Genomic DNA, 25827 nt, shown 5'->3' with positions numbered 1-25827 from the left:
GGCCAGAGCAGCTGATGGCCCACGGATGGCCCGCAAGATCTAGAGTGGGGGTGGCCGACCGGCCCCGCCACCGCGCACCGGATCCTGGCCCTGAGCACCGGAGACCCCATGTCAGCCGTCACCACACCTGTCACCAGATCGCCTGATGCCCGCCCGACCCCCGTGGCGGATCCGGCCTGGTCGCGCTGGGCCAACGCGCATCGCAAGTGGCTCCTCGCGGCACCCGCCATGGCGTTCGTCGCCGTGTTGATCGTCTTCCCGGTGGCGTGGACCGGATACCTCAGCCTGACCGACGCCGAGGGTTCGGTACGCGCCGAGAGCAACTTCATCGGCTTCCAGAACTACCTCGACGTGCTCGCCGACACCGACCGGTTCTGGCCGGCGGTCGGGCGAACCGTCCTCTTCACCGGCGTCGTGCTTCTCGTCGAGGTGGCCCTCGGCATGGCGATCGCCCTACTGCTGTGGCGGCCGTTCCGCGGTGAGAAGTGGGTCCGGGTCGCCATCCTCCTGCCGCTGGTGGCCACCCCGGTCGCGGTCGGCATGATGTGGCGGCTGATCTTCGACCCCAACATCGGTATGGCGAACCAGCTGCTCGGTTGGGTCGGCATCGGCCCCCAGCCCTGGCTGGCCGGCCAGAACTCGGCCCTGCCGACCACGATGTTCATCGACATCTGGCAGTGGACGCCGATGGTCGTGCTGATCCTGCTCGCCGGTCTGACCTCGCTCTCCGACGAGCCCCAGGAGGCCGCGCTCATCGACGGCGCGAGCACCTGGCAGCGGTTCCGGCACGTCACCCTGCCGCTGCTGATGCCCACCGTGATCGTCGCGGTCCTGCTGCGCGGCATCGACGCGCTGAAGACCTTCGACATCCTCTACGCCACCAAGGGGCGCGGCGGCGGGTCGTTCCACGAGGTGGAAACCCTCAACGTTTACGCGTACGGCCTCAGCTTCGACTACAACGAGTACGGCGTCTCATCGACGGTTCTCATCATCTTCTTCCTGATCATCATCGGGGTGATGTGGGCCCTCACCTACCGCAAGAAGGGGTTGCAGCGATGAACCCGAGCCGGCCGTTCAAGGTGTTCCGGGCGGTGGCGCTGGCCGTCGTGGTGATCTCGCTGATCGCGCCGCTGCTGTGGATGGTCGCCGCGTCGTTCAAGACCAACGTCGACATCTACGACACCGACAAGGCGTTCGCCTTCTCGCCCACGCTGGGCAACTACCACAACGTGCTCCAGCAGGCGAACTACGTCCAGTTCATCGGCAACAGCCTCTGGGTGGCGTTCGCCGCCACGGTGCTGTCCCTCCTGCTCGGGGTGCCCGCCGCGTACTCGATGAGCCGCTTCAACATGAAGAAGTCCGCGCTCGTCGTGCTGATGGCCCGGGTCATCCCCGGCGTCTCGCTCCTGGTGCCCTGGTACTACGTCTTCTCCAACCTGCACATGGTCGGCGGCTTCACAGTGCTGATCCTCAGCCACATGTTCGTGTCGCTGCCGCTGATCGTCTACATCATGATGGGCTTCTTCGACAGCCTGCCGGAGGACCTGGAAGAGGCGGCGCTGGTCGACGGGCTGACCCACATCGGCGCGTTCCGCCGGATCACCCTGCCGCTGTCCGTGCCGGGCATCGCGACCGCCGGGATCCTGTCCTTCATCTTCTCCTGGAACAACTTCATGTTCGCCCTGGTGCTCTCCGGCGCGGACACCAAGACCCTGCCCGTGGCGATCTTCGACTTCGTCGGGTACGCCAGCATCGACTGGGGCGGCCTGATGGCCGCGGCCACCGTGGTCACCCTGCCGATCATGGTGATCGCCCTGTTCGTGCAGAAGTACATCGTCTCCGGCCTCACCGCCGGCGCCACGAAGGGCTGACCAGCATGACCACCATCGCGCGTATCGAGACCTTCCTCGTCGCCCCCCGCTGGCTCTTCGTCCGCGTCGAGACCACCGACGGGATCGTCGGCTGGGGCGAGGCGACCTGCGAGGGCCGGTCCGAGACCGTCCGCACCGCCGTCGAGCAGCTCAGCGAACTGCTGCTCGGGCGGGACGCGCTGCGCATCGAGGACCACTGGCAGGTGATGACCAAGGGCTCGTTCTACCGCGGCGGGCCGATCCTCGCCAGCGCCGTGTCCGGCCTCGACCAGGCATTGTGGGACATCGCCGGCAAGCACTACGGCGCTCCGGTGCACCAGCTGCTCGGCGGCCCGGTGCGGGACCGCATCCGGGTGTACGGCTGGGTCGGCGGCGACGACCCCAGCGAGGTTCGCGACCAGATCAGCGCCGCCGTCGAGTCGGGTCTCACCGCGGTGAAGATGAACGCCTCGGGCCGGATGAGCCCGGCGGCCTCGGTCGCCGAACTCGACGTGGTGGTCCAGCGGGTCGCCGCGGCCCGCGAGGTGCTCGGCGACCAGCGCGACGTCGCGGTCGATTTTCATGGCCGGTTCAACCTCGCCACCGCCCGCCGGGTCGCCCCGCTGCTCGAGCCCTACCGGCCGTTCTTCCTGGAAGAGCCGGTGGTTCCCGAGAACTCGCACCTCATCGGCGACCTGGTTCGCTCCACCACCACCCCGGTGTCCACCGGGGAGCGGCTCTACAGCCGGCAGGAGTTCCTGCCGGTGCTGCAGGCCGGCATCGCGGTCGCCCAGCCGGACCTCTCGCACGCGGGCGGCATCACCGAGGTCCGCAAGATCGCCGCGTTGGCCGAGGTGTACGACGTGCAGCTCGCCCCGCACTGCCCGCTCGGCCCGATCGCCCTGGCGGCCTGCCTGCAGGTCGGCTTCGCCACGCCGAACTACCTGATCCAGGAACAGAGCATCGGCATCCACTACAACCTCGGCGCCGAGGTGCTCGACTACTGCCTCGACAAGGAGCCACTGACCTTCGTGGACGGCCATGTCGAGCGGCTCACCGGGCCCGGCCTCGGCATTGAGATCGACGAGAACGCGGTGCGGGTGGCGGACAAGCGCGGGCACGCCTGGCGCAGCCCCATCTGGCGGCACCGTGACGGCTCCTACGCGGAATGGTGATCCCTTGACCCTCAATCTCACCTCCGAACTCGCCGCCGCGCGGATCCTCGCGGTCATTCGCGGCACCGACACCGCCGGCGCGATCGCCGCCGGCACCGCCCTGCTCGAAGAGGGCGTACGCATCGTCGAGGTGGCCCTCACCACGCCGAACGCCGCGTCGGCGGTCGAGGCGCTGCGCGCGGCCGCGCCCGCCGGGTCCCTGGTCGGCGCGGGGACCGTGCTCACCGCCGCCGACGTCGCCGACGTGGCCGCCGCGGGCGCGCAGTTCGTGGTGACGCCGGCCGTGGTCGAAGCCATCCCCGAGGCGGCGCGGCGGGAGCTTCCCGTCGCCGCCGGAGCGTTCACCCCGACCGAGGCGTACACCGCCATGCGGATGGGGGCGTCGGCGATCAAGCTGTTCCCGGCATCGGTGGGGGGACCGGCGTACCTGAAGGCGGTGCGCGACCCGTTCCCGGACATCCCGTTCGTCGCGGTCGGCGGGGTGGGCCTGGCCGACCTGCCCGGCTACTTCGCGGCCGGTGCGATCGCCGTTGGTGTGGGCGGCCCCCTGGTCGGCGACGCGGCCTCCGGCGGCGACCTCGACGCCCTGCGCCAGCGGGCCCGCGCCTACCTGGCCGCCGTCTCATGACCGACGTCGACCTGCTCACCTTCGGCGAGGCCCTGGTCTCGCTGCGCTCGACCGGGCCCCTTTCGGCCGGCGGCCCGCTCACCCCGCACCTGGCCGGGGCGGAGTGCAACGTGGCCATCGGCGTGTCCCGGCTCGGCCACCGCGCGGCCTTCGCCGGCCGGGTCAGCGACGACGAGCTGGGCGGGTTCCTGCTGCGGCAGTTGCGCGCCGAGAGCGTGGCGGTCGCGCACGTGACCCGCGACCCGCAGCGTCCGGCCGGGCTGATGTTCCTGGAACGGCGCACCGCCGACCTGACCCGGGTCAGCTACCACCGGGCCGGGTCGGCCGGGTCCGCGCTCCGCGTCGACGACCTGCGTGCCGCCCTGGCGGCCGGGGCGCGGGTGCTGCACCTGACCGGGATCACCCCGGCGCTGTCCGACAGCGCCCGGGAGGCAACGTCGTGGGCGGCGGAGACCGCCGCCCGCGCCGGGACGCTGGTCTGCCTCGACGTCAACCACCGGACGAAGCTCTGGAGCCGGGACGCCGCCCGGGCCGTGCTCACCCCGCTCGCCGGCCACGCCTCGGTCGTCGTGGCCTCCGCCGACGAGCTGGACCTGGTCGGCGCGCCGGGCGCCGACGAGCAGACCGTGGTGGCCGGCCTGTTGGACCGGGGCGTGTCGACCGTGCTGGTGAAACTCGGCGGCGACGGCGCCCGCGCGTACACCCGGGACGGCCGGCTGAAGGCGGCGGCGCTGCCCGTGACGGCGGTCGACACCGTCGGCGCGGGGGACGCCTTCACCGCCGGCTACCTCTCCGGCTACCTCGACGGACTCGACCTGACCGGGCGGCTGCGCCGCGCGGTCACCCTCGGCGCTTTCGCCGTCGCCGGGCACGGCGACTGGGAGGCCCTGCCGCGCCGCGACGAGTTGTCCCTTCTGGACTTCGGACAGCTCGGCGACACCATTCGCTGACCCACCCCTGAGAAAGGCAACCCGTGAAGATCGTCGCAGCGGACGTCATCGTCTCCAGCCCTGACCGCAACTTCGTCACCCTCAAGATCACCACGGATGAGGGGCTGACCGGGCTGGGAGACGGCACCCTCAACGGGCGCGAACTCTCCGTCGCGTCCTACCTGGCCGACCACGTCGTTCCCCTGCTGATCGGCCGGGACCCGCACCGCATCGAGGACACCTGGCAGTTCCTCTACCGGTCGGCGTACTGGCGGCGTGGCCCGGTCACCATGGCCGCCATCGCGGCCGTGGACGTCGCGCTCTGGGACATCAAGGCCAAGGCGGCCGGCATGCCGCTCTACCAGCTGCTCGGTGGCGCCTCCCGCACCGGGATCATGGCCTACGGGCACGCCTCCGGGCGGGACCTGCCGGAGCTGTTCGACTCGATCCGCCGGCACCTGGAACTCGGCTTCCGGTCCATCCGGGTGCAGACCTCGGTGCCCGGCATCAACGCCGTCTACGGGGTGGCCGCGCAGCCCAGCGCCGACGGCAAGCGCTACGACTACGAACCGGCGCAGCGCACCCCGCTGCCCGTCGAGGAGGACTGGGACACCCGCGCCTACCTGCGCCACCTGCCCGGCGTCTTCGAGGCGGTACGCAGCGAGTTCGGCCCCGAGCTGCCGCTGCTGCACGACGGGCATCACCGGATGACCCCGATCCAGGCGGCCAAGCTCGGCAAGGCCCTGGAGCCGTACGACCTGTTCTGGCTGGAGGACTGCACCCCGGCAGAGAACCAGGAGGCGCTGCGCCTGGTCCGCCAGCACACCACCACCCCGCTGGCCATCGGCGAGATCTTCAACACCGTCTGGGACTACCAGACCCTGATCCGTGAGCAGCTGATCGACTACGTGCGGTCGGCCGTCACCCACACCGGCGGCATCACCGCCATGCGCAAGCTGCTCGACTTCGCCGCCCAGTACCAGATCAAGTCCGGCATCCACGGCCCCACCGACATCTCGCCGGTCGGCATGGCCGCCGCGCTGCACCTGGACCTGGCCATCCACAACTTCGGCATCCAGGAGTACATGCAGCACGGCCCGCTCACCAACGAGGTGTTCCGCCAGTCGTTCACCTTCACCGACGGCTACCTGCACCCGGGCGAGCAGCCCGGCCTCGGCGTGGAACTCGACGAGGAGGCCGCAGCCCGGTTCCCCTACCAGCGCGCGTACCTGCCGTTCAACCGGCTCCAGGACGGCACCGTCCATGACTGGTGAGCGTCGCCCCACCCGGCACATCGTGGTGATGGGCGTGTCCGGGGCGGGCAAGACGACGGTGGCCCGGGGGATCAGCGAGCTGACCGGCCTGCGGTTCGCCGAGGCGGACGAGTTCCACACCGAGGCCCACGTGGCTCAGATGCGCGCCGGCATTCCGCTCAACGACGCGGACCGCTGGCCCTGGCTGCGAGCGCTGGCGGACTGGATGGCCGCCCGGCACGCCGAGGGGATCTCCACCATCCTGGCCTGCTCGGCCCTGCGGCGCGCCTACCGGGACGTGTTGCGGCAGGGGCCACCGGAGGTGGAGTTCCTGCACCTGGACGGGGCGGCAGAGCTGATCCGGGACCGGTTGAGCCGGCGGGTCGGGCACTACATGCCGGCGAGCCTGTTCGACTCCCAGCGGGCCACCCTGGAGCAGCTCGACCCGGACGAGTCGGGAGTGGTGCTGCAGGTGGCGGCGGCACCGGACGACCTCGTCGCGGCGGCGATCGACCGGCTCGGTCTGCCGCTGCACGAGCCGGTCGCCGGCCGCTGACCGGGGCCGTTCCGGGCCGGGCCCCGCGCTGCCGCGGGGCTCAGTCGGATATGGCGTCCAGATAGACCCAGCGGCCGTCCTCCCGGGCGAACCGGCTGTGCTCCTCCAGGCTGCCGGGGCGGCCGGCCTCGCGGTAGTGGGCGCGGAAGCGGACCGCGCCCGCGGTGTCGAACAGGCCGCCCCGGTCGCTGCCGAGGACCTCCAGCCGCAGCCACCGCAGCCCCGGGTCCAACCGCAACCGGGCCGGCCGGGTCGAGAAGTGCCAACTGCGCAGCAGGTAGTCGGCGTCGCCGAGGGCGAAGGCGCTGAACCGCGAGCGCATCAGCGCCTCGGCGGTCGCCGCGGTCGCCGCACCTCGGTGGATCGGGCCGCAGCAGCCCGCGTACGGCCGGCCCGTCCCGCAGGGGCAGGCCCCGCTCGCCCGTTCGGCCGCACCCCGGCCGGCACCACGTCTCGCCACGACCGCCATCCTGCCGCAGCGGCGACCGCCCAAGGCCGTGGGGTGTGCGCGGCTGCGCCGCAACGTCCGCGTGGAAGATAGCGTGCACGGCGGCTCCGCTGGACTCGACAGCCCACCAGCGACGACTCGCGCGCCGCGAGTCATCACTGCCAGTGACAGTTCCCGCAACCCCGCAGCAGGGGCAGGGGCGACTTTGCTCTGCAGCCATCCAGGCAACACTTACGCACAGTTCTCAGTTGCGTATGTGGGTGCAGAGCAAAGTCGGATGAGGGAGGTTCCGTGCTGGCCATGCTTCACCGGTTTCGGCTGGTTACGCGGCTGAGGTGATAGCAGCCCCGCGCGCGGGGTGCCACAGCATCGTTACGGAGGGCAACGAATCGCTTCCAATGGCGACGGTCACCTACAGCTACAGTTCGTGCAGCCCCGGTCTCAGCGGGCGCTCGGGCGGGCCGTACGTCGGCTGCCGAACGACTCCATGGTCGTTGCCTTCTTCGCCGGTGCCTTCTTCGCGGTGGCCCGCGTGGCGGGTGCCTTCTTCGCCGCCGCCTTGGTGGCCGGGGCCTTCTTGGCGGTGGCCGCCTTCTTCGCGGCCGTTGCCTTGGCGGTGGGCCGCCGGGTGGGAGTGGCGGTGGTGGCCGCGATGTCCTTCTTCTTCGCGGCCCGGGCGGTCGTCGGAGTGGGTTTGCCGCCCGGCGTCTTGGCCGCGGTCGCTCCGGTCGCCCGTTTGGTGGCGGTCGCGACCTTCTTCGCCGCGGCCTTGTTCGGCATCGGCGCCTTCCGCGCCCCGGTGGCTTTCCGAGCGCTGCTGGGTCTGGTGACCGCCTGGGCCATCGCTCCTCCCTCGCTGCTCCGCCGCGGCCCGGGCGGGCGTACCGCCTGGCGACGTCGGGCCGACCGGCCCACGCGGCGCGCGTGTCTTCCCGCCGCGCCGGTGGTCAAACACCGTGGACCGGCCTGCCCATCAATTCGCCGAGCCAGAGACGGTCGACAAATTGGCCCAATGATCAGCGCACCGATCGGCTCTGCTGTTGGGCCGCTGCCGGGCATAGCGTTCGGTACGTGACCGAGACGATGACGATGACCATCGACATGTGGTTCGACCCGCGCTGCCCGTGGGCGTGGAACGCCTCCCGCTGGCTGCTGGAGGTGGAACGGGTCCGCGACGTGCGGGTCCGCTTCCACGTCATGAGCGTGTCCGTGCTCAACGAGGGACGTGACGGGCTGGAGGAGTGGTACCGGGAGTGGCTCAAGCCCGGCCTGGGCCCGGTCCGGGTGGCCGTGGCTGCCGAGCAGAAGGTCGGCGGCGCGGTGCTGCGCGACCTCTACACCGCGCTGGGCAACCGGATCCACCACGAGCGGGCGCCGATCGGCCGCGAGCTGTACGTGGCGGCGCTGACCGAGGTCGGCCTGCCCGTCGAGTTGGCCGACGCGGCCGAGTCCACCGACCACGATCAGGCCCTGCTGGCCAGCCACCACGCCGGCCTGGAGCTGGTCGGCGAAGACCTCGGCACCCCCACCATCCACGTCACCGGCCTCGACGGCCGGGTCAACGCGTTCTTCGGGCCGGTCGTGGCGCCGATCCCGCGTGGCGAAGCGGCCGGTCGGCTCTGGGACGGGGTGCTGCTGGTCTCCGGCACCGACGGCTTCTTCGAGCTGAAGCGGGCGCGGACCCGTCGACCGATCGAGTGCTGAGTCGCCTCGTTCCGGGACACTGCGTTGCTGCTCGGGCCACTAACCTGGAACGCGACATGGAGCTGTCGCTTGAGCAAGCCACCGGCATGGCGGGGTGCGCCGCATGAGCCCCACCCAACGCCGCCTCGACCCGGACCAGGTCCGTCGCTACGTCGCGGCGTCCCTCGGTCCCGCGCCCCGGGTGACCGGGTGCGCGCCGTTGACCGGCGGCGGGTTCGCCGCCGTCTGGCGGGTCACCCTGGACGACGGGCGGACCGTGGTACTGAAGGTGGGGCCGCCGCCGTCCGTGCCGCTGCTGCGCTACGAACGTGACTTGATCGGCGCCGAGGCCCGCTACCTGCGGCTGGTCGCCGAACGGGCGCCCACCGTCCCGACCCCACCGCTGCTGCACCACGGCACCGACCCGGTGCTGGGCGACTGGCTGCTCACCGGCTTCCTGCCCGGCCGCACCCTGTGGGAGTTGACCGAGACCGGCGTCGACACCGACAAGGTCGAAACCGAGTTTGGCGCCGCGCTCGCCGCGCTGCACGACATCACCGGCGACCACTACGGCTACGACGGCGGGCGGGCCTGCGCCGACACCTGGCGGGGCGCCTACCTGGCCATGGTGGACGACATGCTCGCCGACGCGGCGGACTGGCGGGTGCCGCTGCCGGTGCCGGCAGGCCGGCTCCGCGAACTGGTCGAACGGCACGCCCACGTCCTCGATGCGGTACGCCGACCTGCGCTGCTGCACTTCGACACCTGGGCGGGCAACGTGCTCGCCGTGGACGGCCCGGATGGCGCTCCCCGACTCAGCGGCCTGGTCGACGGCGAGCGCTACCTCTGGGGCGATCCGCTGATGGACCTGGTCTCGCCGCAGCTGTTCCGGCGCACCGAGGACGAACCGGACCACCCGGTGGTGCGCATATATCGGACCATCGCGCCGTTCCCGCTGGACGCCGCCGTACGCCGCCGGCTGGGCCTGTACCGGTTGTATCTCTACCTGCTGATGACGGTGGAGATGCCGAGCCGGGGGATCACCGCCGAGTCCGAGCCGTGGCGGGTGACCCGCCTCCCCGAGCTGCTCGACGAGGAGCTGTCCGACCTCGACAAACAGTGAGCGGCTCGGTGCCGGGTCAGCGGGTGGCGGTGGCGAAGACGACGATGTTGTCCGGGTAGCTGCCAGTGCGCGGGTTGAAGCGGCCACCGCAGGTGATCAGGCGCAGCCGGGGGTCCCCGCCGCGGCCGTACACCCGCTCGGAGGGAAACCGGTCCTTCGGGTACGCTCCGACGCCGTCCACGGTGAACGTGGCGAGCCGGCCGTCGGCCCGGGTGACGCGTACCGTGTCGCCGGGGTGTAGCCGGCCGAGGTCGAAGAAGACCGCCGGGCCGTTCTGCGAGTCCACATGTCCCACCAGCACGGCGTTGCCGGCCTCACCCGGGGTGGGGCCGCGCCGGTACCAGCCGGCGATCTCCGGGTGGTCCAGCGGCGGCACCTCCAGCTCGCCGTCGTCGTCCGTGGCGACCGGGACGATCGCGGCGTCGACGCCGATGCGGGGGATGGTCACGCGGACCGGTTCGGAGCGGGGCAGCACCGGCCCGGGCGGACCGGAGCGTTCGCTGGTCGGGGCAACTGAGGCGTCCGGCTGCGGTGGCCGCAGGGCGGTGGTGCCGAGACCGGCGGCGACCATGCCGGTGCCGGTGGCTCCGGCGATCGTGACCGCGGCGACGATGGCGGCAGTTCGAGTCTTCGACGGCCCTTCCGTGGGGCTGCGCTTCGGCGACAGGTTCCCACCTCCGTCCGACGGTGGAGCGGCGCCCGCGCCGGATGTCGCCCGGCGCGGGCACCCTTGCTCAGGGATGGTGTGGCGAGGCCGTCAGGCGGCGCTGGTGGCCCCGCGCCGTCGGCGGCGCACCAGCACGTACGTCCCGCCGGCGACCGCAGCGGCGGCCAGCGCGCCGCCCGCGAGGAGCACTCCGGTGTCGCCGTCCTTGCCGCCGGCACCCGCCGGGGCGCCACCGATCGGGGTGGCGCCGATCGCCGTGACGGTGAAGGTGGCCGAGCCGCCGCTGCTCCCGTCACCGCAGGTGGTGGTGACCGTGTACGTGCCGAGGGTGAACCCGGCGGTGAAGAGTTCGGCGCTGAGCCCGCCCCCGGCCGCGGCCGTGGTGGATCGGATGTTCTCGTCCCGGTCGGGCCCGGTGACGTGGAAGAGCGCGTCACCGGTCGCCGGGTTGCACTCCGTCGTGGTGAGCACGACCGTCCCGCCGACCGGGGTGGTGGCGGGTGAGACCGTCGTGTCCGCGAGCGCGGCGGCCGGGAGCAGGAGTGCGCCGAGGCCCACGCCGACCGCCGCCGATCCGAAACTTCTCTGTGCCTTCATCCGCGTCTTCCCTCACTTTTCGTCCGCTGACTGCGTGGGACGTCGTTCGGGTGGCCAACTCCGTGACTAGCACCGGTGTGGCCAACACTAGGAGGGTTGCGGCGGTCGGTCGGCGTAAATGAGAAATCTTCGTTGCCGTCCCATGTTTTGTCGCCGGGGAAGTGGCGGGTGCGCGGCCGGGCGGTTGACCGGTTCCGCCGCGTAACGCCGCCGCGCCTGGATAGCGTCACCCTCACGGGGCGGGGCAGACACCCGCCGAGGCGGTCCGGAGGGGGCGGGTGGAGTCGGGAGGCGGCCCACAGGAGCGGACCGGGGCGTTCTGGGCCGGGCGACTGCCCGAGGCGCTGCGGGCGGTCCGGGCCACCGACCAGGGACGCACGGACGCCGAGGCCGCCCGGCTGCTGCGGGAGCAGGGCCCCAACCAGGTCGAGGTGGGTCGCCGGCGGGGGTGGCGGTTGCTGCTGGCCCAGTTCACCACCCCCATCATCCTGATCCTGGTCGCCGCGACGGTGCTGTCGATGGCCCTCGGCGATCTCACCGACGGGGCGATCATCCTGGCCATCATCGTGGCCAGCGGCGGGCTCGGTTTCTGGCAGGAACGCGCCGCCGGACGCGCCGTCGACGCGTTGCAGGCGCGGGTGCGGGTACGGGTGGAACTGATCCGCGACGGCCGGGAGGTGTCGGTGGCCGTACCGGAGGTCGTCGTCGGCGACCTGGTGGTGTTGTGCCCCGGGGACGTGGTGCCGGCGGACTGCCGTCTCATCGACGCCCAGCGGTTGCAGGTGGACCAGTCGGCGCTCACCGGGGAGGCGTTCCCGGTGGAGAAGACGCCGGGCGAGACCTCCGCCGACGCGGACCTGGCCGGCCGGACCAACGCCCTGTGGATGGGCACCCACGTGGTCAGCGGGAACGGGCGGGCCGTGGTGATGCGGACCGGCCGGGGCACGGCCTTCGCCGGCGTGGCCGCCCGGGTGGGTGCCCGCCCGGGCGCTACCGGATTCCAGCGCGGCCTGACCCGCTTCGGGCTGCTGCTGGTCCGCATCATGGTGGTGCTGCTCGCCTCGATCTTCGCGGCGAACCTGCTGCTTGGCCGCCCGATCATCGACTCCCTGCTGTTCTCCCTGGCATTGGCCGTCGGCGTCACCCCGCAGATGCTTCCGGCGATCGTCGCGGTGAGCCTGTCCGCCGGGGCGCGGATGATGGCCGCCAAACGGGTCATCGTCAAGCGACTCGAGGCCATCGAGGACTTCGGCGCGATGACCGTGCTGCTGACCGACAAGACCGGCACCCTGACCGCCGGGACGGTGACCCTCGGCACCAGCCTCGACGTCCACGGGCGCCCCGACGAGGAGGTGGGCCGCCTCGCCCGACTCAACGCCGGCCTGCAACGGGGCTTCCACAACCCCATGGATTCGGCGATCATGGCGGGGCAGCCGCCCGCCGACGAGCACGCCAGGATCGCCGAGGTCCCCTACGACTTCACCCGCAAGCGGCTCTCGCTGTTGGTCCGTGACCAGGGCACCCAACTGTTGATCACCAAGGGAGCGCTGTCATCGGTGCTCGACGTGTGCGACACGGCCCGCGCGGACCACGGCAACGTACCCCTCGACGAGGTGCGCGAAGCGATACAGCGGCGCTTCGCCGAACTCAGCGCACAGGGGCACCGGGTGCTCGGCGTCGCCGTCCGACCCATGCCCGACGCGACCACCGCCACCCTGGCGGACGAGACCCGGATGACCCTTGTCGGCATGCTGACCTTCCAGGACCCACCCAAGCCCGACGCGCCGCAGGCCATCGACCGGTTGGCCCGCATGGGCATCTCCGTACGACTGATCACGGGCGACAATCGGCACGCCGCCGCACACGTCGCCGCCACGGTGGGCCTAACGGGCGAGCCCATGCTCGGCGCCGACATCGCCGCCTGCCCGGACGCCGACCTGGCCGCCCGGACCGCCGACACCGTGGTGTTCGCTGAGGTCGACCCCACCCAGAAGGAGCGCGTCCTGGCCGCGTTGCGCGCCCGCGGCGCCGTCGTCGGGTTCCTCGGCGACGGCATCAACGACTCGCCGGCGCTGCACGCCGCCGACGTCGGCATCTCCGTCGACACCGCCGTCGACGTCGCCAAACAGGCCGCCGCGATCGTCCTGCTCGAGAAGAGCCTGGACGTCGTGGCCGACGGGGTCTCGCTCGGCCGGCGTACGTTCACCAACACCCTCAAATACATCCGGGTCAACACCAGCGCCTCGTTCGGCAACGTGGTCAGCCTGAGCATCGCGACGCTGATTCTGCCGTTCCTGCCACTGCTGCCGCGTCAGGTGCTGCTGCTCAACTTTCTCTCCGACATCCCCTACACCACCATCTCCACCGACCACGCCGATCCCGAGCAGTTGCAACACCCGCGGGCCGTCGACGTCCGCGCGATCCGCCGATTCATGCTGGTCTACGGCACCATCAGCATCGTCTTCGACCTCGCCGCACTCGCCCTGCTGCGCTGGTGGTGGCACACCCCGACCGACGTCTTCCGGGCCGCCTGGTTCATCCAGTTCACCGTCACCGAGATCATCGTGCTGATGGTGCTGCGCACCAACCGGGCCTTCCTGCGCAGTCGCCCGTCGGGGATCCTGCTCGGCACCGGCGCGCTGCTCGCCGCGGTCACCGTGGCCCTGCCGTACAGCCCACTCGCCAAACCCCTCGGCCTCGCGCCGCCACCGGGTCCGATCCTGGCCGCCCTCGGTGTGCTCGCCGCCGCGTACGTCGCGGTCAACGAACTCACCAAACGACGCATGCCCCCCGACCACCTGCCGACCCGGCCCGCGTCGTCGCGTCACTGACCGTTCCGCCGACCAGTCGAGGACCTAGCCTCCTAGGATGCTCTAGCCGGTGTGACAGAGGCTGTGACGGAACTGAACGACCGGCTCAACGCCAGTGATGACATCTCCGAACGGCCGCCCGCTGGTGCGGTGCGGTGCGGTGCCCGAGTCAGCGCGCCGGGACGGTCACGCCGAGCCAACCGTCGCGCACCTCGCGGCCGGCGAGGGGCAGGTCTAGCCGGATCCGGACGGACCGGGTCGCGGTGAAGTCACCGCCCGACCACGAGCGCGAGGGCGGACGCATCGAGACGTACAAAACGACCGTGGCGGCATCCTCCTGCGCCGTCGCTCGATGCACCACGAAGTCGGGGTGGGCTTCGACGAGCGCCACGATCACATGAGGGTCGTCGGTGATGTCGTACGCCTCGACGGGAACCTTCTCGGTGACCGGCCAGAGTAGATCGCGGGCCACCGGCACCGCTCCGATCGCGAGCACCGCGAGGAGTACGAGGGCGCCCGCCCGGGGTCGCCGCCACCGCTTCATCGCCGCCTCCTGGGGGAAGCAGCCCAGCTTGGCATGCCACGATCATGACTTCAAGTGGGTGTCGCACCAACCCTCGGTCGTCGGCGCGACACCGCCTGGCCGGCCATCATCCGTTCTGGTGCAGGCCGAGCACCTGTGCCGGGCGGGCTGGTTGACGGCGTGGTGCCTGACGTCCGGCGTCAACCGGGTTCGGCGGACCGCCAGAACTGGCGGGGTGCGTACCCGTCGCGGCGCAGCCAATGCTCGGTGTAAACGATCCGTTCCGCCGGCACCACGATCAGCGGCCCGGTCGGCGGCTCGTCCAACGACCGGGACCGCTCCACATGGTCGGACTGCCACCGGTACGCGGACCAGTGGTGCGCGAAGTCGGGGTCGCCGGCCTGGAGCACCCGGGCCCGGCCGAAGACCTGTGCCCCGCGGCTGCTGGCCTGACCGACCAGGGGAGCGAAGACGCCGATGGAAACGCGCGGGTCGGCGGCGATGTTGCGCATCTTCGGTGAGCTGGCCACGGCGGTGAACATCAGGGTGAAGTCGAGGTGGAAGTAGCGGACCGGGGTGGCGAGCGGCCCGTCCGGGCCGGTGGTGGCCAGGACGCACATGTTCTGCGAGGACAGCAGGTTGAGGATGCGCTCCTCGAGGCGGTCGCGGTCGAGGCGGGCGGTGGGGGAGGGGCCGGCGAGCCAGGGATTGGTGACGGGCATGCGTGATTGTCCCATTCGGTGGCAGCGCGTCGGTCCTCGGCGTAACCCGGTCGAGGGGAGCCGCAGGCCCTGGTAGGTTCGCTGGCCGTGACGGGGGTGGCCGGGAATCGGCTGGGGGGGCGCTTCGCGCGGTTGTGGGCGGCGAGCACCCTGTCGGCGTTGGGCAGTGGGATGGCCATGGTGGCCGCGCCGCTGTACGTCGCGTCGCGCACCGATGATCCGTTGGTCGTGTCGGCGGGCGCGGCGGTGGGATGGCTGCCGTGGCTGCTGTTCGCGCTGCCCGGCGGGGTGCTTGTCGATCGGGTCGACCGGCGCCGGCTGATGGTGGTCATCGACTGGGTGCGGGTGGCGGTCCTGGCGGTGTTGGCCGCGGCGATGGTCACCGGCCGGGCCGGGATTCTGCTGCTGTACGCGGTGCTGTTCGTGATCAACACCGGGGAGGTGGTGTTCCGCACGGCCGCTCAGGCGGTTGTGCCGGCGGTGGTGCCCCGGTCGCGCCTGGAACGGGCCAACGGCTGGCTGGGCGGCGGTACGCAGGTGATGCAGAACATGGTCGCCGGTCCGCTCGGCGGGTTCCTGTTCGTGGTGGCCGCCGCCATTCCGTTCGGTGTCAACGCCGGCACGTACGCGTTGAGCGCCGTGCTGGTGGGTCTGGTCGCGGGGACGTACCGGGGCTCGCCGGAGCCGGGCGGGCGTCGCTCGGTGCGGGCGGAGGTCGCCGAGGGGTTCCGGTGGCTGCTTTCGCAGCGGCTGCTGCGCACCATGGCCCTGCTGATCGGGCTGTTGAACGTCACTCTCACCGCCGCGCTCGCGGTGTTGGTGTTGCTGGCCACCGAGCGGCTGGGCCTCGGTTCGGTCGGGTATGGCCTGCTGTTCACGTGCATGGCGGTGGGTGGGCTACTCGGCTCGGCCGTCGGGGACCGGCTCGTCGCCGCGATCACCGCTACGTGGACGGTGCGCATCGGCCTGGTGATCGAGGCGGGCCTGCACCTGGTCCTGGCCGCTTCCCGCAGCGCGGTGGTGGTCGGGGTGGGGCTGTTCGCGTTCGGGGTGCACGGCGCGCTGTGGAACATGGTGTCGAACTCGCTACGTCAGCGGTTGACCCCGGCCGCCCTGCAGGGGCGGGTGGGCAGCACGACGTTGTTCATCGCCGCGGGTGGCAACTGTGTCGGCGCGCTGCTGGGTGGGGTGCTTGCCGGCCGGTTCGGGATCACCGCGCCGTACTGGGTGGGGTTCGTGGTGGCGTTGGTGGTGATCGCGATGACCTGGCGGGTCTTCGACCGGGCGACGGTTGCCGCCGCGTACGCCGAGCCTGCCCCGCTTTCGGAAACACCCGCGAGCGTCGCGTAGGGCGCCGAGGCGGGCGGCGTTGGATGTGATGCTCCAACGCCGCCCGCCCGTAGTCTGCGGTGCCTGTTGCGTTGTTATCGGGGCTGACGGACGCCGCGGCGCCACACGTCAGCGATGGAGCTGATGGCGGCGATGTCGTGAGTCGGGTCGCCGTCGACGAGTACGAGGTCGGCACGCAGCCCTGGGGCGATGCGGCCACGGTCGGCCAGGCCAAAGTGGCGGGCGGGCACGCTGGTGGCCGCGGCGAGCGCCTCCTCGTTGCTGAGCCCGGCCTCGGTGAGCAGTGCCAATTCCCGGTGCATGGCGGCGCCGTGTACGGGGGCGAACGGGTTGGCGTCGGTGCCGGCCAGCAGCGGCACGCCGGCTCGATGCAGGGTCCGGGCGGCGTGGACGGTGTTGTCCGCGCAGCCGGGCAGCGCGTGGTCCGCTGCTCCGACCTGGCCGGTGATCGCCTCGAAGTAGGCCAGCGTGGTGACGACGAACACGTCGTGCGCGGCGATCCGGCGGGCCAGCTCGTACCCGGCCGGGTCGTCGGGTCCGGCGTCGGCGTACACGTGGGCCAAGCCGTCGATGCCGGCGTCCAGCGCGATGGCGACCTCCCGCGCGGTGATCGCGTGGGCGATGGTCTGTAGTCCGTTGGCGTGTGCGGCCTCGACCAGCGCGGCTACGACCTCCGGCGTCAGGGCGGGCAGTTCGGCGCCGTGCACCGCGCCGTCGTCGACGACGATTTTCAGGTAGTCGATGCCTTCCGCCAGTCGTGCTTCGACGAACCGTTTGGCCTGTGCGGGGTTGGCGACGGTGTCGAACGCGCCGACGGCGTCGCCGAACGCTTCTCTTGTCGAGGCGTCGAACCCGGCCATCAGCTGGCTGGGGTGTCCGCCTGGGGCGGTGGCGAGCATCCCGGCGCTGCGCAGGTCTGCCACGTTGTCGCTGCCGGTGGCCAGGTCACGCTGTCTGGCCAGGTTGTCGGGCAGGCAGAACATGTCCAACTCGGTGGTGACGCCGTGGGCCAGCGCTTGGGCGAGGCTGCCGTCGAAGGTGTGCGTGTGGGCGTCGATCAGGCCGGGAAGCAGGGTCTTGCCGGACCCGTCGACCTCGACCTGGGCCGGGCGGCCGTCGGGTTCGGCGATCCGGTCCCCGTCGATCAGGACGTCGGCCTGCGGGGTGTTCCGCTCGCCGTCGAACACCCGTGCATTACGGATAAGGGTACGCATGTCGGTCCTCCTGGGTTGCGTCCTGTGTCGAGGTGGCCTGCCTCGGCGTTACGCGACCCAAGAGGCGGAACGGGGCCGGTGTGTGACATGAGGCGCCGGTCCTGGAGGCGTGGATCACAGTTGTCCGGAGCGCGTCACACTCGCGGTGTCGGCGTACCTCTCATCAGGCAAACCGGCTAAGGAGGCGTCCAGCATGACCGAGCAGTCCCGACGCGAGGTGACCGGCCGGGTCACCGAGGTCTTCGTCGGCCATCGGGAACTGCTGTTCTCGGTCGTCTACAACATCCTCGGCAGTGTCGCCGACACCGAAGACGTGCTGCAGGAGACCTGGCTGTCCTGGGCGGCCCGAACCGGCCGGGGCGACGTGGAGCAGGTCGAGAACCCACGCGCCTACCTGGTGCGGATCGCGGTGAACCAGGCCCTGGCCAGACGGGCCGAAATCGACCGACGGCGGGAAACCTACGTCGGGCAGTGGTTACCCGAACCCGTCATCGCTGCGCTGGGGGACACCAGCGGGGGAAGCGACGCCGCTGACCCGGCGGTCAGGGCCGACTCTGCCTCGATGGCGCTGCTCGTGGTGTTGGAAACGCTCACCCCGGCCGAGCGCGCCGTCTTCGTCCTGCACGAGGTGTTCGGCTTCGCGCACACCGAGATCGCCGACATGCTCGGCCGCAGCCCCGCCGCGGTACGCCAGCTCGCGCACCGCGCACGCGAGCACGTGCGCGCCCGGCGTCCCCGCTGCCACGCCGATCCCCGGCTGCGCCGCGAGGTCACCGAGCGGTTCTTGGCCGCCGCGCTTGGTGGTGACCTGGAAGCTCTCCTTGAGGTCCTCGCGCCAAACGTGACTCTGTGGACCGACGGCGGCGGGAAGGGCCCGGCGACGAGTCTGCAGCCGATCCACGGCCGGGTCAGTGTCGCCCACACCTTGCTGGCCGTCGCGGCCAACGTCGGCAGCCTCGACGTCCGTTACCGGCGCGTCAACGGCGACCCTTCCGCGGTGCTTTTCGACAGTGGGTTCCCGCTCGCCGTCCTGGTGCTGGACCTGGTCCCCGGCGGTCGTCAGGTGTGCGGGGTTTACTCGGTCACCAACCCGGACAAGCTCGCGCGGATCCACTGCCCGTGAGCTTCGACCTGCTCTGCTCCTGCTGTGCCCGCCCCTCGCCTTCCTGCGGCATACCGGGGCAAATTGCCCTGGCGTGGTGGGCCAGAGGTGTGGCAGCGTGGCCGGGGTGAACGCAGCACCCGTCGAGGTCGATGTCGCGCTGGTGGGCGGCGGTGGCGCCGCGTCGCTGGTGTTGGCCGCTCTGGACCGGCACGGCGTGACCGGCCTGCGGGTCGCCGTGGTCGACCCGGTGCGCAAGCGCGGTCAGGATCGCACCTGGGCGTTCTGGGGCGTTCCCGGCGGGGACCTCGACCCGCTGTTGAGCGCCAGCTGGTCGCGGGTCGAGGTGGTCACGTTCGCCGGCCGCCGCGTCCTGCCGTTGGACCCGCTGCGGTACGCGATGCTGCGCTCCGCCCCGGTCTACGATCGGGCTGCCGTGGCCGAGCGCCGGCTGGGCGTGGTGCGGTTCGGCGTACCGGTCGGCGACCTGCGCGACGACGGGCAGCGGGTGACCGTCCACGACCCGAACGGGCGGATGCTGCTGCGGGCCGGCTGGGTGCTCGACTCCCGCCCCCGCCCGCCCCGGCGCCCCGGGCGGACCAACTGGTCGCAGCACTTCCGGGGCTGGTGGCTGGCGGCCGAGCGGCCCACCTTCGACCCGGGCCGGGCGGTGCTGATGGACTTGCGCACGCCGCAGCCGGCCCGGGGCGTCTCCTTCGGCTACGTGCTCCCGGTCGACGACCGGTACGCCCTGGTCGAGTACACCGAGTTTTCCCCGGCCGTGCTCACCGACGCGGCGTACGACGCGGCGCTGCGCGGGTACGCCGGCCTGCTCGGCCTGGACCTGGGCGCGCTGCGGGTGCGTGAGGTGGAGAACGGTGTCATTCCGATGACCGACGGCCCGTTCGTGCCCCGCCCGTCGCCCCGGGTGGTCCGGCTCGGCACTGGCGGGGGTGCCACCCGTCCGTCGACCGGGTTCACGTTCTCGGCGATGCTGCGGCAGGCCGACCAGGTCGCCCGGGCGCTCGCGGCTGGTCGGCCGCCGGTGCCGGCGCCCGCGTATCCCCGGCGTCACCGGTGGCTGGACGCGGTGGCGTTGCGCGCCCTGGATCGGGGGCATGTGGGTGGGGTGGAGTTCTTTGCGCGGCTGTTCGAGCGCAATCCGCCCGAGCGGGTGCTGCGGTTCCTCGACGGCGCCACCACGCCGGGGGAGGAACTGGCGGTGATGCGGTCCAGCCCGGTGCTGCCGATGGCCGGTGCGGTGTTCGGCGACGCCGTCGACCGGCTGCGCGCCCGGCTACGCCGTGGGCTCGTCCTCGGGCAGGTACGCGACCGCGATCGGTGACCGGACGGCCCAGCCGAGGCGCTCGTAGAGTGCCCGGCCGTCGTCGGTGGCCACCAGAATGCCGGTGTGCACCTGGTGCCGGGCGGCGTGGTCGTTGAGCGCCGCCATCACGACCGTGCCGAGGCCACGCCGCCGGTGTGCCGGGTCGGTGCTGACCTGGTCGACGACACCGTGCCCGCCGGCCAGGCCGAGTTGCCCGGACGCGGCCGTCGCGCCTGTCGGGTCGACCACCGTCGCCACGGTCAGCCCGCCGGTGGTGGTGATCTCCAGCCGATATGGGGCGGGTGGCGGGGCCATGCCGGGGCGCGGCGTGTGGGTCATCAGGTGGCCGGGCAGGTCGCTGCGCCAGCGCGGGGGCAGGGCGGCGTGGAATGCGGCCGGGTCACCGGCGGCTTTGATCCAGCTGCCGGGGACGGTCAGCGCCCGGCCGAGTCGGCCCAGCGACGCGGCGTCCCAACTGTGCAGCACGTGCCGGACCCGGTGGCCGGGGAGCCCCACGTCCACCCGGAATCCGCCGGGGACCGGCACCGGTGCGGGGGCGCGCCGGGACACCGCCCAGCCCCGACCCCAGGCCATGACCAGTTCGTCGGTGGTGGCGGCGGCGTCGAGCACGGGGGCGGGTCCTCCTCCTACGGCGATCTTGTTGCACATAATATGCAACAAGATCGGGGGGCGCGTGCCCGGTCTACCGGTCGTGTTCCCGGGCCACCGTGTCGCGGACCAGCAGCCGGAGCTGCTCCATCGGGTCGCCGTCGCCCGCGCCGAGCCGGTTGCGCACCGCCGCCACGGTCAAGCCCAGCTTCGGGTACGCGAACGCGAGGCTGCCGCCGCTGCCGGCGGTGCCGAAGGAATCGCCGTCGACCGCGTACCCGAGGCCGAAGGTGACTTCCTGCCCGAACACCCAGTCCTGCGCGCGGACCGCCACGGCCGACACCTCGCGGAGACGTTCGGGCGAGATCAGTCGTACGCCGTCGACCGGGCCGAGCAGCGCCGCGTACATTCGGGCGACCGCGCGGGCGCTCATCGTGCCGACCGCCGGCACGTCGGCGCGCAGCACGTCGGGGTGGCTGCCGATCGTCGCGTCGGGTCGAACGCCGGGCGGGGCCACCGTGTCGAAGTTCGGCAGGTGGGCGCTGGCGTTGGCGATCATCGCCGACAGGCCGGCGTCCTCCAAGCGGGCCAGCCGGGGCAGGTCCGCCTCCGGCACGGCGAGGAAGAGTTCGTCGGGCACGCCGAGCGGCCCGGCGACCTCGTCGGCGAGTACTTCGGAGATGCGTCGGCCGGTGATCCGCCGGACCACCTCTCCGACGAGCCAGCCGAACGTCCAGGCGTGGTACGCGAGTCTCTCGCCGGGCGCCCACGACGGCTCGGCGGCGGCGAGGAGCGTGCACATCCGCTCCCAGTCGGTGAAGTCGGCCGCGGTGATGTCGGCGGGTAGTGCCGGCAGCCCGGCGGTGTGGGTGAGGGCGTGCCGCAGGGTGATGCGGTCCTTGCCGTGGCGGGCGAATTCGGGCCACACCTCGGCGATGGGAAGGTCGTAGTCGAGTCGTCCCCGCTCGGCGAGGACGTGCACCACCGTGGCGGTGAGTCCCTTGCCGGTGGAGACCGTGTGCACCGGTGTGTCGGCGGTGAGCGGTCGGCCGGTGGTGGCGTCGGCGAGGCCGGCCTGTTCCTGTACGATCGGCTGCCCGTTTAGGTAGGCGGCCACCTGCACGCCGGTCTCCCGGCCGGCGGCGACCAGTTCGTCGATCGTCTTGCGCACCTCGGCCCGCAGGCCGTCCCAGCGTCCGTCCACGTCTGCCCACCTTGCCAGGGCGCCGCGCCGGTGTCGTGGCTATTTTGCCGGCGGCGTGCGCGGTGGGTCGGCTGGTCCGGTCGGTGGGCGTACCGGGTAGGTTGCCGGCATGGTGGAGGCGGCGACCGGTCGGGTCGTGGAGATCTGGACCGACGGGGCGTGCAGCGGCAATCCCGGCCCGGGCGGTTGGGGTGTGGTGTTGCGCTGGGGTGAGCACGAGCGCGAGTTGTGCGGCGGCGAGGCGACGCCGACGACGAACAACCGGATGGAGCTGACTGCGGCGATCCGCGCGTTGGAAAGCCTGACCCGGCCGGTCACCGTGCGTCTGCACACCGACAGCACGTACGTGCGTAACGGCATCACCGGCTGGCTGGCGTCGTGGAAGCGGAACGGCTGGCTGACCGCGGCGAAGCAGCCGGTGAAGAACGCCGATCTGTGGCAGCGGTTGGAGGCCGCGTGCGGCCGGCATGACGTGACCTGGCTCTGGGTGAAGGGCCACAACGGGCATCCGGAGAACGAGCGGGCCGATGCGCTGGCCAATCGGGGCATGGCCGAGGCGCGGGCGGAGGCGGTCGTCCGTTGACGTCGACGGGTTGTGTCGAAACCGGTCAATGAGTAACGTGACGGATTGATCCCGTTACGGACAGTCGTTACCGGAGGTGTCCGCATGGCGGTTACGCCGCTCACCGACCTGCCGTTGTGGCCGCCGATCAACCTCGACCGCGATCCGCTCGTGCCGCTGGACGCGGCCGAGCGGCACCGCTTCTCCGGGCCGGTCACCCGGGTCCGGCTGCCCACCGACGTGACCGCCTGGCTGGTCACCCGGCACGCCGACGTCCGGCAGCTGCTGCGCCATCCCGCCTTCAGTGCCGATCTCAGTCGCCCGGGTTTCCCCCTGTTGCGCCAGGTGGCCCCCGGCGCCGACAACCGGCGGGGCGGCTTCATCCGGATGGACGGTGCGGAGCACGCCCGGCTGCGTCGGATGCTCACCGCCGAGTTCATGATCAAGAATGTGCGGCGGGTCGAGCCGCTGATCCGGCAGACCGTCGACCAGGCCCTGGACGAGCTGCGCGACGCCGGCCCGCCCGCCGACCTGGTGGCGCACTTCGCCCTGCCGGTGCCGTCGATGGTGATCTGCCACCTGCTCGGCGTCCCGTATGAGGACCACGATTTCTTCCAGGAGCGCAGCCGGACGCTGATCGACCGCGACGCGCCACCGGAACGCGTCCAGCGGCACGTGCGGGAGCTGCGCGACTACCTGCACCGGTTGGTCGAGACGAAGGTGGCCGCCGGCGACCGCGCCGACGACCTGCTCAGCCGGCTGGCCCGCGATCGGGTCGGGGGCGGTGAGCTGGCCGTCGACGAGTTGGTCGGCATGGCGGTGCTGCTGCTCATCGCCGGCCACGAGACCACCGCCAACATGATCGGGCTGAGCACCCTGCTGCTGCTGCGCCACCCGGCCCGGTACGCGGCCCTGCGCGACGAGCCCGGGCACGCCGACGGTCTGGTCGACGAGCTGCTGCGCTGCCTGAGCATCGTGCGGACCGGTCTGGCGCGGCTGGCCACGGCGGACGTCGAGATCGGTGGGCAGCTCATCCGGGCGGGGGAGGGCGTGATCGCGGTGCTTTCCCTGGCCAACCGTGACCCGGGCGTGTTCGACCGGGCGGACCAGTTCGACCCGTACCGGCAGGCGCAGCAGCACGTGGCGTTCGGTTTCGGCGTGCACCAGTGCATCGGCCAGCCGCTCGCGCGGGCGGAACTGCGGATTGCCCTGGTGGAGCTGGCCCGACGGTTCCCCCGGCTGCGCCTCGCCGACGAGGCCGGGCGGCCGTCAACCCGGGACACCTCGGTCGTCTACGGCCTCGACGCGCTGCCCGTGACCTGGTGAGGCGAGGAGGTGGCCGTGCGGATACAGGTGGACCGGGACCGCTGCTGCGGGTCGGGTAACTGTGTGGTGACCGCGCCGGAGGTTTTCGACCAGGACGACGAGGACGGCCTTGTGCTGCTTCGCTTCGCCGAGCCCACGTCCGACGTGGCCGACCGGGCGCGGCGGGCCGCCGACCTGTGCCCGGCCGGGGCGATCAGTTTCGACCCCCCGCCGCCGCGGGCCGGGTGACTCCACGTATGGCGGCTCGCCGGCTGGGTCAGCGGGGCGCGTCCGGGTGCGTCGGCATGGACAAGCCACCGGCGCTGCCGGACGATCCGCCGGCTACTCCGGAGCTGTCGTCCTCGGTGACCACGTCCGGTTTCGGTGTGCCGGGCTTCGGTGCCGGCACGTCGGTGTCCGCGTCGACCTGGACCAGCCGGGCCTGACCGGCCTCGTCCTCGGCGTGCGTCGGATCGATCGGCTGCTCACCCTGGCGTGCCCGATACTCCACCCGTCTGCCTCCCGTCCGCGCCGCGCGAGGTGACGCGGATTCCGGCTACCGTTGCTGATTCCGTAGTTGGATGTCAGCAATCCCGGCCTTTCGGCTGGGAAGGTCCGTAACGGTGTCACCGAAACGCGAGCGGTCCGGTGTCCTGATGACGGTCTCGCGTTTCCTCCTGCCGTTGGTGTGGCAGGGTTTCGCCACCTGCCCGCCCACCCGTGGCCGTGCGGCTGCGGGTGGTGGTGCGGGTCTTGCGGTCGGCTCCACGCGGTTTCGGCGCTTGCGCGCCCGGGTCTCCGGCCACTCCGGTACCCGTTGCTTGTGCCGTCGCGAGGGCGGCGAGGTTGCGGGCTGCGTTGGCGTCCCGGTCGATGACCAGACCGCAGGCATCGCAGGTGAACACTCGGACGTGCAGCGGCAGCTTGGCTTTCACCACGCCACAGGCCGAGCAGGTCTTGCTGGAGGGATACCAGCGGTCGGCCACTATCCGCCGACCGCCGTTCCATACAGTTTTGTACTCCACCTGCCGGCGGATCTCACCGAACCCGGCGTCGGCGATCCTGCGGGCCAGGCGCCGGTTGCGCAGCATCCCGGCCACGTTGAGGTCTTCGACCACGACGGTGCCGCGGGGGAATCGTCGGCCCGCCGGCCGGCGATCAGCGGCGGCGGGGTGCGGCGGCCCGCCCGCGCGGGGGCCGGACCGGGGCGATCGCCAGCGACCAGTGCGCGGGGTGGCGCAGGCCCGGCGGCAGGATCGTCCGGTGGTCGCCGCGGGCGGCGTCGACCTGCGACTGGTGCACGAACAGGCACCGCCCGAGGTCGGTGCCGCGCAGATCGGCGCCGCGCAGGTCGGCGCCGGTCAGGTCGGCCGCGCCGAGGTCGACCTCGCGCAGGTCCGCGCCGATCAGGCAGGCCCCGCGCAGGTTCGCCCCGGACAGCCCGGCCCGGCGCAGGTCCGCCCCGATCAGCACCGCCCCACGCCGGTCCGCGCCGGCCCGTCCGGCTCGGGCCTGCTCGCCGGCTCGGGACAACAGCCGGTTGACCCGGTCCCGGTGCGCGTCGACGTCCAGAGCGAGCAGCTGGTCCGGGCTGCCGTCGGTGAGCTGTCCGGTCTGCGCCAGGGCAGCGGCCAGGTCGTCCCGGAGCGGCCCGGGCGGGGTCAGCGCGAGGGCCTCGGCCAGATACCAGAGCAGCTCGTGCAGCGGCCGCATCACCGCGAAGGTGTCGAACATCAGCTGGGCCGTAGCCGGGTCGCCGCGCCAGTCCTGCCCGCCGAAGGTGCCCTGCGCGACGTGCTGGCCCGCGCCGAAGCAGTCGAAGACGGTGCAGCCGGGGAAGCCTCGCTGGCGCAGGTCGCGGTGGATGCCGCAGCGGGAGTCGGCGCGCAGGTTGGGGCAGGGCTGACCGGCCGGCTTGTCGATGGCGAAGTCGGCGGAGGCGGCGAACGCCGGCGCGACGCAGCAGATCCCGAAGCATCGGGCGCAGTCGGCCCGCAGTTCACGATCGCCGGCCGGCGTCGACGGCCGCTGCCGCACCGTGTCGGACACGTCGCCCGGCCTCCCACCGTCTCGGCACCCCTCGGGCGTGACCGTCGCGCCCGGGTCCCATTCTCCGCCCCGGCTCACCGGCTGCTCTCGTGGGCCGCCGGCGACGCGACCCGGCGGCGGGTGTATTGGCCCCCGAGCGGG

At 72.0% G+C, this 25827-nt stretch carries 26 protein-coding genes and 2 pseudogenes; 16 read left to right on the top strand and 12 right to left on the bottom strand.

Features of this window, described 5'->3' with window-relative positions:
• Nucleotides 1–108 precede the first annotated feature (108 nt).
• The 7 genes from ABZ671_RS13335 to ABZ671_RS13305 are packed head-to-tail and all read left to right on the top strand — an operon-like array spanning nt 109 to nt 6391.
• Nucleotides 109–1059 (top strand): sugar ABC transporter permease, encoded by a 951-nt coding sequence (locus ABZ671_RS13335; protein ID WP_357856125.1) that lies wholly within the window; start codon nt 109–111, stop codon nt 1057–1059.
• Nucleotides 1056–1871, top strand: coding sequence for a carbohydrate ABC transporter permease (locus tag ABZ671_RS13330; RefSeq protein ID WP_357856122.1), 816 nt, complete (start codon nt 1056–1058; stop codon nt 1869–1871). Before ABZ671_RS13335 ends, ABZ671_RS13330 begins: the two co-directional genes overlap by 4 nt.
• A gap of 5 nt (nt 1872–1876) precedes the next feature.
• The gene (gene dgoD / locus ABZ671_RS13325; protein ID WP_357856119.1) at nt 1877–3025 is read left to right on the top strand and encodes a galactonate dehydratase; all 1149 of its coding nucleotides are present in this window, start codon (nt 1877–1879) and stop codon (nt 3023–3025) included.
• Between the two features lie 4 nt (nt 3026–3029).
• Nucleotides 3030–3653: a bifunctional 4-hydroxy-2-oxoglutarate aldolase/2-dehydro-3-deoxy-phosphogluconate aldolase gene (locus ABZ671_RS13320; protein ID WP_357856116.1), complete on the top strand. Its 624-nt coding sequence runs from the start codon at nt 3030–3032 to the stop codon at nt 3651–3653.
• Nucleotides 3650–4603: a sugar kinase gene (locus tag ABZ671_RS13315; RefSeq protein WP_357856113.1), complete on the top strand. Its 954-nt coding sequence runs from the start codon at nt 3650–3652 to the stop codon at nt 4601–4603. Before ABZ671_RS13320 ends, ABZ671_RS13315 begins: the two co-directional genes overlap by 4 nt.
• 23 nt (nt 4604–4626) lie before the next feature.
• Nucleotides 4627–5856, top strand: coding sequence for a D-mannonate dehydratase ManD (gene manD / locus ABZ671_RS13310; protein ID WP_357856110.1), 1230 nt, complete (start codon nt 4627–4629; stop codon nt 5854–5856).
• A complete protein-coding gene (locus ABZ671_RS13305; protein WP_357856107.1) occupies nt 5846–6391 on the top strand; it encodes a gluconokinase in 546 nt (181 codons plus the stop codon). The genes manD and ABZ671_RS13305 overlap by 11 nt, the downstream gene beginning before the upstream one ends.
• Before the next feature lie 40 nt (nt 6392–6431).
• Here ABZ671_RS13305 and ABZ671_RS13300 read toward each other — a convergent pair whose 3' ends face one another.
• Both ABZ671_RS13300 and ABZ671_RS13295 read right to left on the bottom strand, forming a co-directional pair.
• The gene (locus ABZ671_RS13300) at nt 6432–6860 is read right to left on the bottom strand and encodes a YchJ family metal-binding protein (RefSeq protein ID WP_357856103.1); all 429 of its coding nucleotides are present in this window, start codon (nt 6858–6860) and stop codon (nt 6432–6434) included.
• A gap of 420 nt (nt 6861–7280) precedes the next feature.
• Nucleotides 7281–7682 (bottom strand): hypothetical protein, encoded by a 402-nt coding sequence (locus tag ABZ671_RS13295; RefSeq protein ID WP_357856100.1) that lies wholly within the window; start codon nt 7680–7682, stop codon nt 7281–7283.
• A gap of 240 nt (nt 7683–7922) precedes the next feature.
• Here ABZ671_RS13295 and ABZ671_RS13290 point away from each other — a divergent pair, with 240 nt between their 5' ends.
• Both ABZ671_RS13290 and ABZ671_RS13285 read left to right on the top strand, forming a co-directional pair.
• Nucleotides 7923–8543 (top strand): disulfide bond formation protein DsbA, encoded by a 621-nt coding sequence (locus ABZ671_RS13290; protein ID WP_357856149.1) that lies wholly within the window; start codon nt 7923–7925, stop codon nt 8541–8543.
• 103 nt (nt 8544–8646) lie between these two features.
• Nucleotides 8647–9645 carry an aminoglycoside phosphotransferase family protein gene (locus tag ABZ671_RS13285; RefSeq protein ID WP_357856097.1) on the top strand — a complete coding sequence of 333 codons (999 nt, stop codon included), beginning with the start codon at nt 8647–8649 and terminating at the stop codon, nt 9643–9645.
• Between the two features lie 16 nt (nt 9646–9661).
• Here ABZ671_RS13285 and ABZ671_RS13280 read toward each other — a convergent pair whose 3' ends face one another.
• Together ABZ671_RS13280 and ABZ671_RS13275 are read right to left on the bottom strand one after the other, a co-directional pair.
• A complete protein-coding gene (locus ABZ671_RS13280; RefSeq protein WP_357856094.1) occupies nt 9662–10216 on the bottom strand; it encodes a class F sortase in 555 nt (184 codons plus the stop codon).
• A gap of 186 nt (nt 10217–10402) precedes the next feature.
• On the bottom strand, nt 10403–10909 hold the full coding sequence (locus tag ABZ671_RS13275) for a hypothetical protein (protein ID WP_357856091.1): 507 nt from the start codon (nt 10907–10909) through the stop codon (nt 10403–10405).
• 278 nt (nt 10910–11187) lie between these two features.
• On the opposite strand from ABZ671_RS13275, the gene mgtA reads away from it, so the two are divergent.
• Nucleotides 11188–13740, top strand: a complete 2553-nt coding sequence (gene mgtA / locus ABZ671_RS13270; protein ID WP_357856088.1) for a magnesium-translocating P-type ATPase — start codon at nt 11188–11190, stop codon at nt 13738–13740.
• A gap of 148 nt (nt 13741–13888) precedes the next feature.
• Here mgtA and ABZ671_RS13265 read toward each other — a convergent pair whose 3' ends face one another.
• Nucleotides 13889–14263, bottom strand: coding sequence for a hypothetical protein (locus tag ABZ671_RS13265; protein WP_357856085.1), 375 nt, complete (start codon nt 14261–14263; stop codon nt 13889–13891).
• Nucleotides 14264–14442: 179 nt separating this feature from the next.
• A complete protein-coding gene (locus ABZ671_RS13260) occupies nt 14443–14964 on the bottom strand; it encodes a pyridoxamine 5'-phosphate oxidase family protein (protein WP_357856082.1) in 522 nt (173 codons plus the stop codon).
• 87 nt (nt 14965–15051) lie between these two features.
• On the opposite strand from ABZ671_RS13260, the gene ABZ671_RS13255 reads away from it, so the two are divergent.
• Nucleotides 15052–16314, top strand: coding sequence for an MFS transporter (locus tag ABZ671_RS13255; RefSeq protein ID WP_357856079.1), 1263 nt, complete (start codon nt 15052–15054; stop codon nt 16312–16314).
• A gap of 74 nt (nt 16315–16388) precedes the next feature.
• Here ABZ671_RS13255 and ABZ671_RS13250 read toward each other — a convergent pair whose 3' ends face one another.
• On the bottom strand, nt 16389–17528 hold the full coding sequence (locus ABZ671_RS13250; RefSeq protein ID WP_357856076.1) for an amidohydrolase family protein: 1140 nt from the start codon (nt 17526–17528) through the stop codon (nt 16389–16391).
• Between the two features lie 193 nt (nt 17529–17721).
• On the opposite strand from ABZ671_RS13250, the gene ABZ671_RS13245 reads away from it, so the two are divergent.
• Nucleotides 17722–18651 carry a sigma-70 family RNA polymerase sigma factor gene (locus ABZ671_RS13245; RefSeq protein ID WP_357856073.1) on the top strand — a complete coding sequence of 310 codons (930 nt, stop codon included), beginning with the start codon at nt 17722–17724 and terminating at the stop codon, nt 18649–18651.
• Nucleotides 18652–18748: 97 nt separating this feature from the next.
• Nucleotides 18749–19980: pseudogene (locus ABZ671_RS13240) on the top strand (lycopene cyclase family protein); the annotation flags it as partial.
• Nucleotides 19981–20038: 58 nt separating this feature from the next.
• Here ABZ671_RS13240 and ABZ671_RS13235 read toward each other — a convergent pair.
• Together ABZ671_RS13235 and ABZ671_RS13230 are read right to left on the bottom strand one after the other, a co-directional pair.
• Nucleotides 20039–20272, bottom strand: a pseudogene (locus ABZ671_RS13235) (GNAT family N-acetyltransferase); the annotation flags it as partial.
• Nucleotides 20273–20660: 388 nt separating this feature from the next.
• Nucleotides 20661–21770: a serine hydrolase domain-containing protein gene (locus ABZ671_RS13230; RefSeq protein ID WP_357856070.1), complete on the bottom strand. Its 1110-nt coding sequence runs from the start codon at nt 21768–21770 to the stop codon at nt 20661–20663.
• 109 nt (nt 21771–21879) lie between these two features.
• Here ABZ671_RS13230 and rnhA point away from each other — a divergent pair, with 109 nt between their 5' ends.
• The 3 genes from rnhA to ABZ671_RS13215 all read left to right on the top strand — a co-directional run bounded on the left by rnhA (nt 21880) and on the right by ABZ671_RS13215 (nt 23886).
• A complete protein-coding gene (gene rnhA / locus ABZ671_RS13225; RefSeq protein WP_357856067.1) occupies nt 21880–22353 on the top strand; it encodes a ribonuclease HI in 474 nt (157 codons plus the stop codon).
• An 84-nt stretch (nt 22354–22437) separates the two neighbouring features.
• On the top strand, nt 22438–23658 hold the full coding sequence (locus ABZ671_RS13220; RefSeq protein WP_357856064.1) for a cytochrome P450: 1221 nt from the start codon (nt 22438–22440) through the stop codon (nt 23656–23658).
• A 15-nt stretch (nt 23659–23673) separates the two neighbouring features.
• Nucleotides 23674–23886 carry a ferredoxin gene (locus ABZ671_RS13215; RefSeq protein ID WP_357856061.1) on the top strand — a complete coding sequence of 71 codons (213 nt, stop codon included), beginning with the start codon at nt 23674–23676 and terminating at the stop codon, nt 23884–23886.
• A 28-nt stretch (nt 23887–23914) separates the two neighbouring features.
• On the opposite strand, the gene ABZ671_RS13210 is transcribed toward ABZ671_RS13215, so the two are convergent.
• The 3 genes from ABZ671_RS13210 to ABZ671_RS13200 all read right to left on the bottom strand — a co-directional run bounded on the left by ABZ671_RS13210 (nt 23915) and on the right by ABZ671_RS13200 (nt 25686).
• Complete coding sequence (locus ABZ671_RS13210; RefSeq protein ID WP_357856059.1) at nt 23915–24148, bottom strand: preprotein translocase YidC; 234 nt, start codon at nt 24146–24148, stop codon at nt 23915–23917.
• 115 nt (nt 24149–24263) lie between these two features.
• Nucleotides 24264–24755 (bottom strand): RNA-guided endonuclease TnpB family protein, encoded by a 492-nt coding sequence (locus tag ABZ671_RS13205; RefSeq protein ID WP_357856055.1) that lies wholly within the window; start codon nt 24753–24755, stop codon nt 24264–24266.
• Between the two features lie 40 nt (nt 24756–24795).
• Nucleotides 24796–25686, bottom strand: a complete 891-nt coding sequence (locus tag ABZ671_RS13200; protein ID WP_357856052.1) for a pentapeptide repeat-containing protein — start codon at nt 25684–25686, stop codon at nt 24796–24798.
• Between the last annotated feature and the right edge of the window lie 141 nt (nt 25687–25827).

The organism is Micromonospora sp. NPDC006766, assembly GCF_040636055.1.
GTDB lineage: Bacteria > Actinomycetota > Actinomycetes > Mycobacteriales > Micromonosporaceae > Micromonospora.
Note: the sequence above shows the minus strand (reverse complement) of the source record. Positions and strands in the feature narration are given on the sequence as shown.

What these genes read in the sequence shown, in the direction of transcription:
- ABZ671_RS13330 (WP_357856122.1), top strand. Translation starts at nt 1,056, where the DNA reads ATGAACCCGAGCCGGCCGTTCAAGGTGTTCCGGGCGGTGGCGCTGGCC.
- ABZ671_RS13285 (WP_357856097.1), top strand. Translation starts at nt 8,647, where the DNA reads ATGAGCCCCACCCAACGCCGCCTCGACCCGGACCAGGTCCGTCGCTAC.
- ABZ671_RS13335 (WP_357856125.1), top strand. Translation starts at nt 109, where the DNA reads ATGTCAGCCGTCACCACACCTGTCACCAGATCGCCTGATGCCCGCCCG.
- ABZ671_RS13250 (WP_357856076.1), bottom strand. Translation starts at nt 17,528, where the DNA reads ATGCGTACCCTTATCCGTAATGCACGGGTGTTCGACGGCGAGCGGAAC.
- ABZ671_RS13265 (WP_357856085.1), bottom strand. Translation starts at nt 14,263, where the DNA reads ATGAAGCGGTGGCGGCGACCCCGGGCGGGCGCCCTCGTACTCCTCGCG.
- ABZ671_RS13300 (WP_357856103.1), bottom strand. Translation starts at nt 6,860, where the DNA reads ATGGCGGTCGTGGCGAGACGTGGTGCCGGCCGGGGTGCGGCCGAACGG.
- ABZ671_RS13275 (WP_357856091.1), bottom strand. Translation starts at nt 10,909, where the DNA reads ATGAAGGCACAGAGAAGTTTCGGATCGGCGGCGGTCGGCGTGGGCCTC.
- ABZ671_RS13280 (WP_357856094.1), bottom strand. Translation starts at nt 10,216, where the DNA reads ATGGTCGCCGCCGGTCTCGGCACCACCGCCCTGCGGCCACCGCAGCCG.
- ABZ671_RS13260 (WP_357856082.1), bottom strand. Translation starts at nt 14,964, where the DNA reads ATGCCCGTCACCAATCCCTGGCTCGCCGGCCCCTCCCCCACCGCCCGC.
- ABZ671_RS13295 (WP_357856100.1), bottom strand. Translation starts at nt 7,682, where the DNA reads ATGGCCCAGGCGGTCACCAGACCCAGCAGCGCTCGGAAAGCCACCGGG.
- ABZ671_RS13245 (WP_357856073.1), top strand. Translation starts at nt 17,722, where the DNA reads ATGACCGAGCAGTCCCGACGCGAGGTGACCGGCCGGGTCACCGAGGTC.
- dgoD (WP_357856119.1), top strand. Translation starts at nt 1,877, where the DNA reads ATGACCACCATCGCGCGTATCGAGACCTTCCTCGTCGCCCCCCGCTGG.
- ABZ671_RS13315 (WP_357856113.1), top strand. Translation starts at nt 3,650, where the DNA reads ATGACCGACGTCGACCTGCTCACCTTCGGCGAGGCCCTGGTCTCGCTG.
- rnhA (WP_357856067.1), top strand. Translation starts at nt 21,880, where the DNA reads ATGGTGGAGGCGGCGACCGGTCGGGTCGTGGAGATCTGGACCGACGGG.
- ABZ671_RS13290 (WP_357856149.1), top strand. Translation starts at nt 7,923, where the DNA reads ATGACGATGACCATCGACATGTGGTTCGACCCGCGCTGCCCGTGGGCG.
- ABZ671_RS13305 (WP_357856107.1), top strand. Translation starts at nt 5,846, where the DNA reads ATGACTGGTGAGCGTCGCCCCACCCGGCACATCGTGGTGATGGGCGTG.
- ABZ671_RS13220 (WP_357856064.1), top strand. Translation starts at nt 22,438, where the DNA reads ATGGCGGTTACGCCGCTCACCGACCTGCCGTTGTGGCCGCCGATCAAC.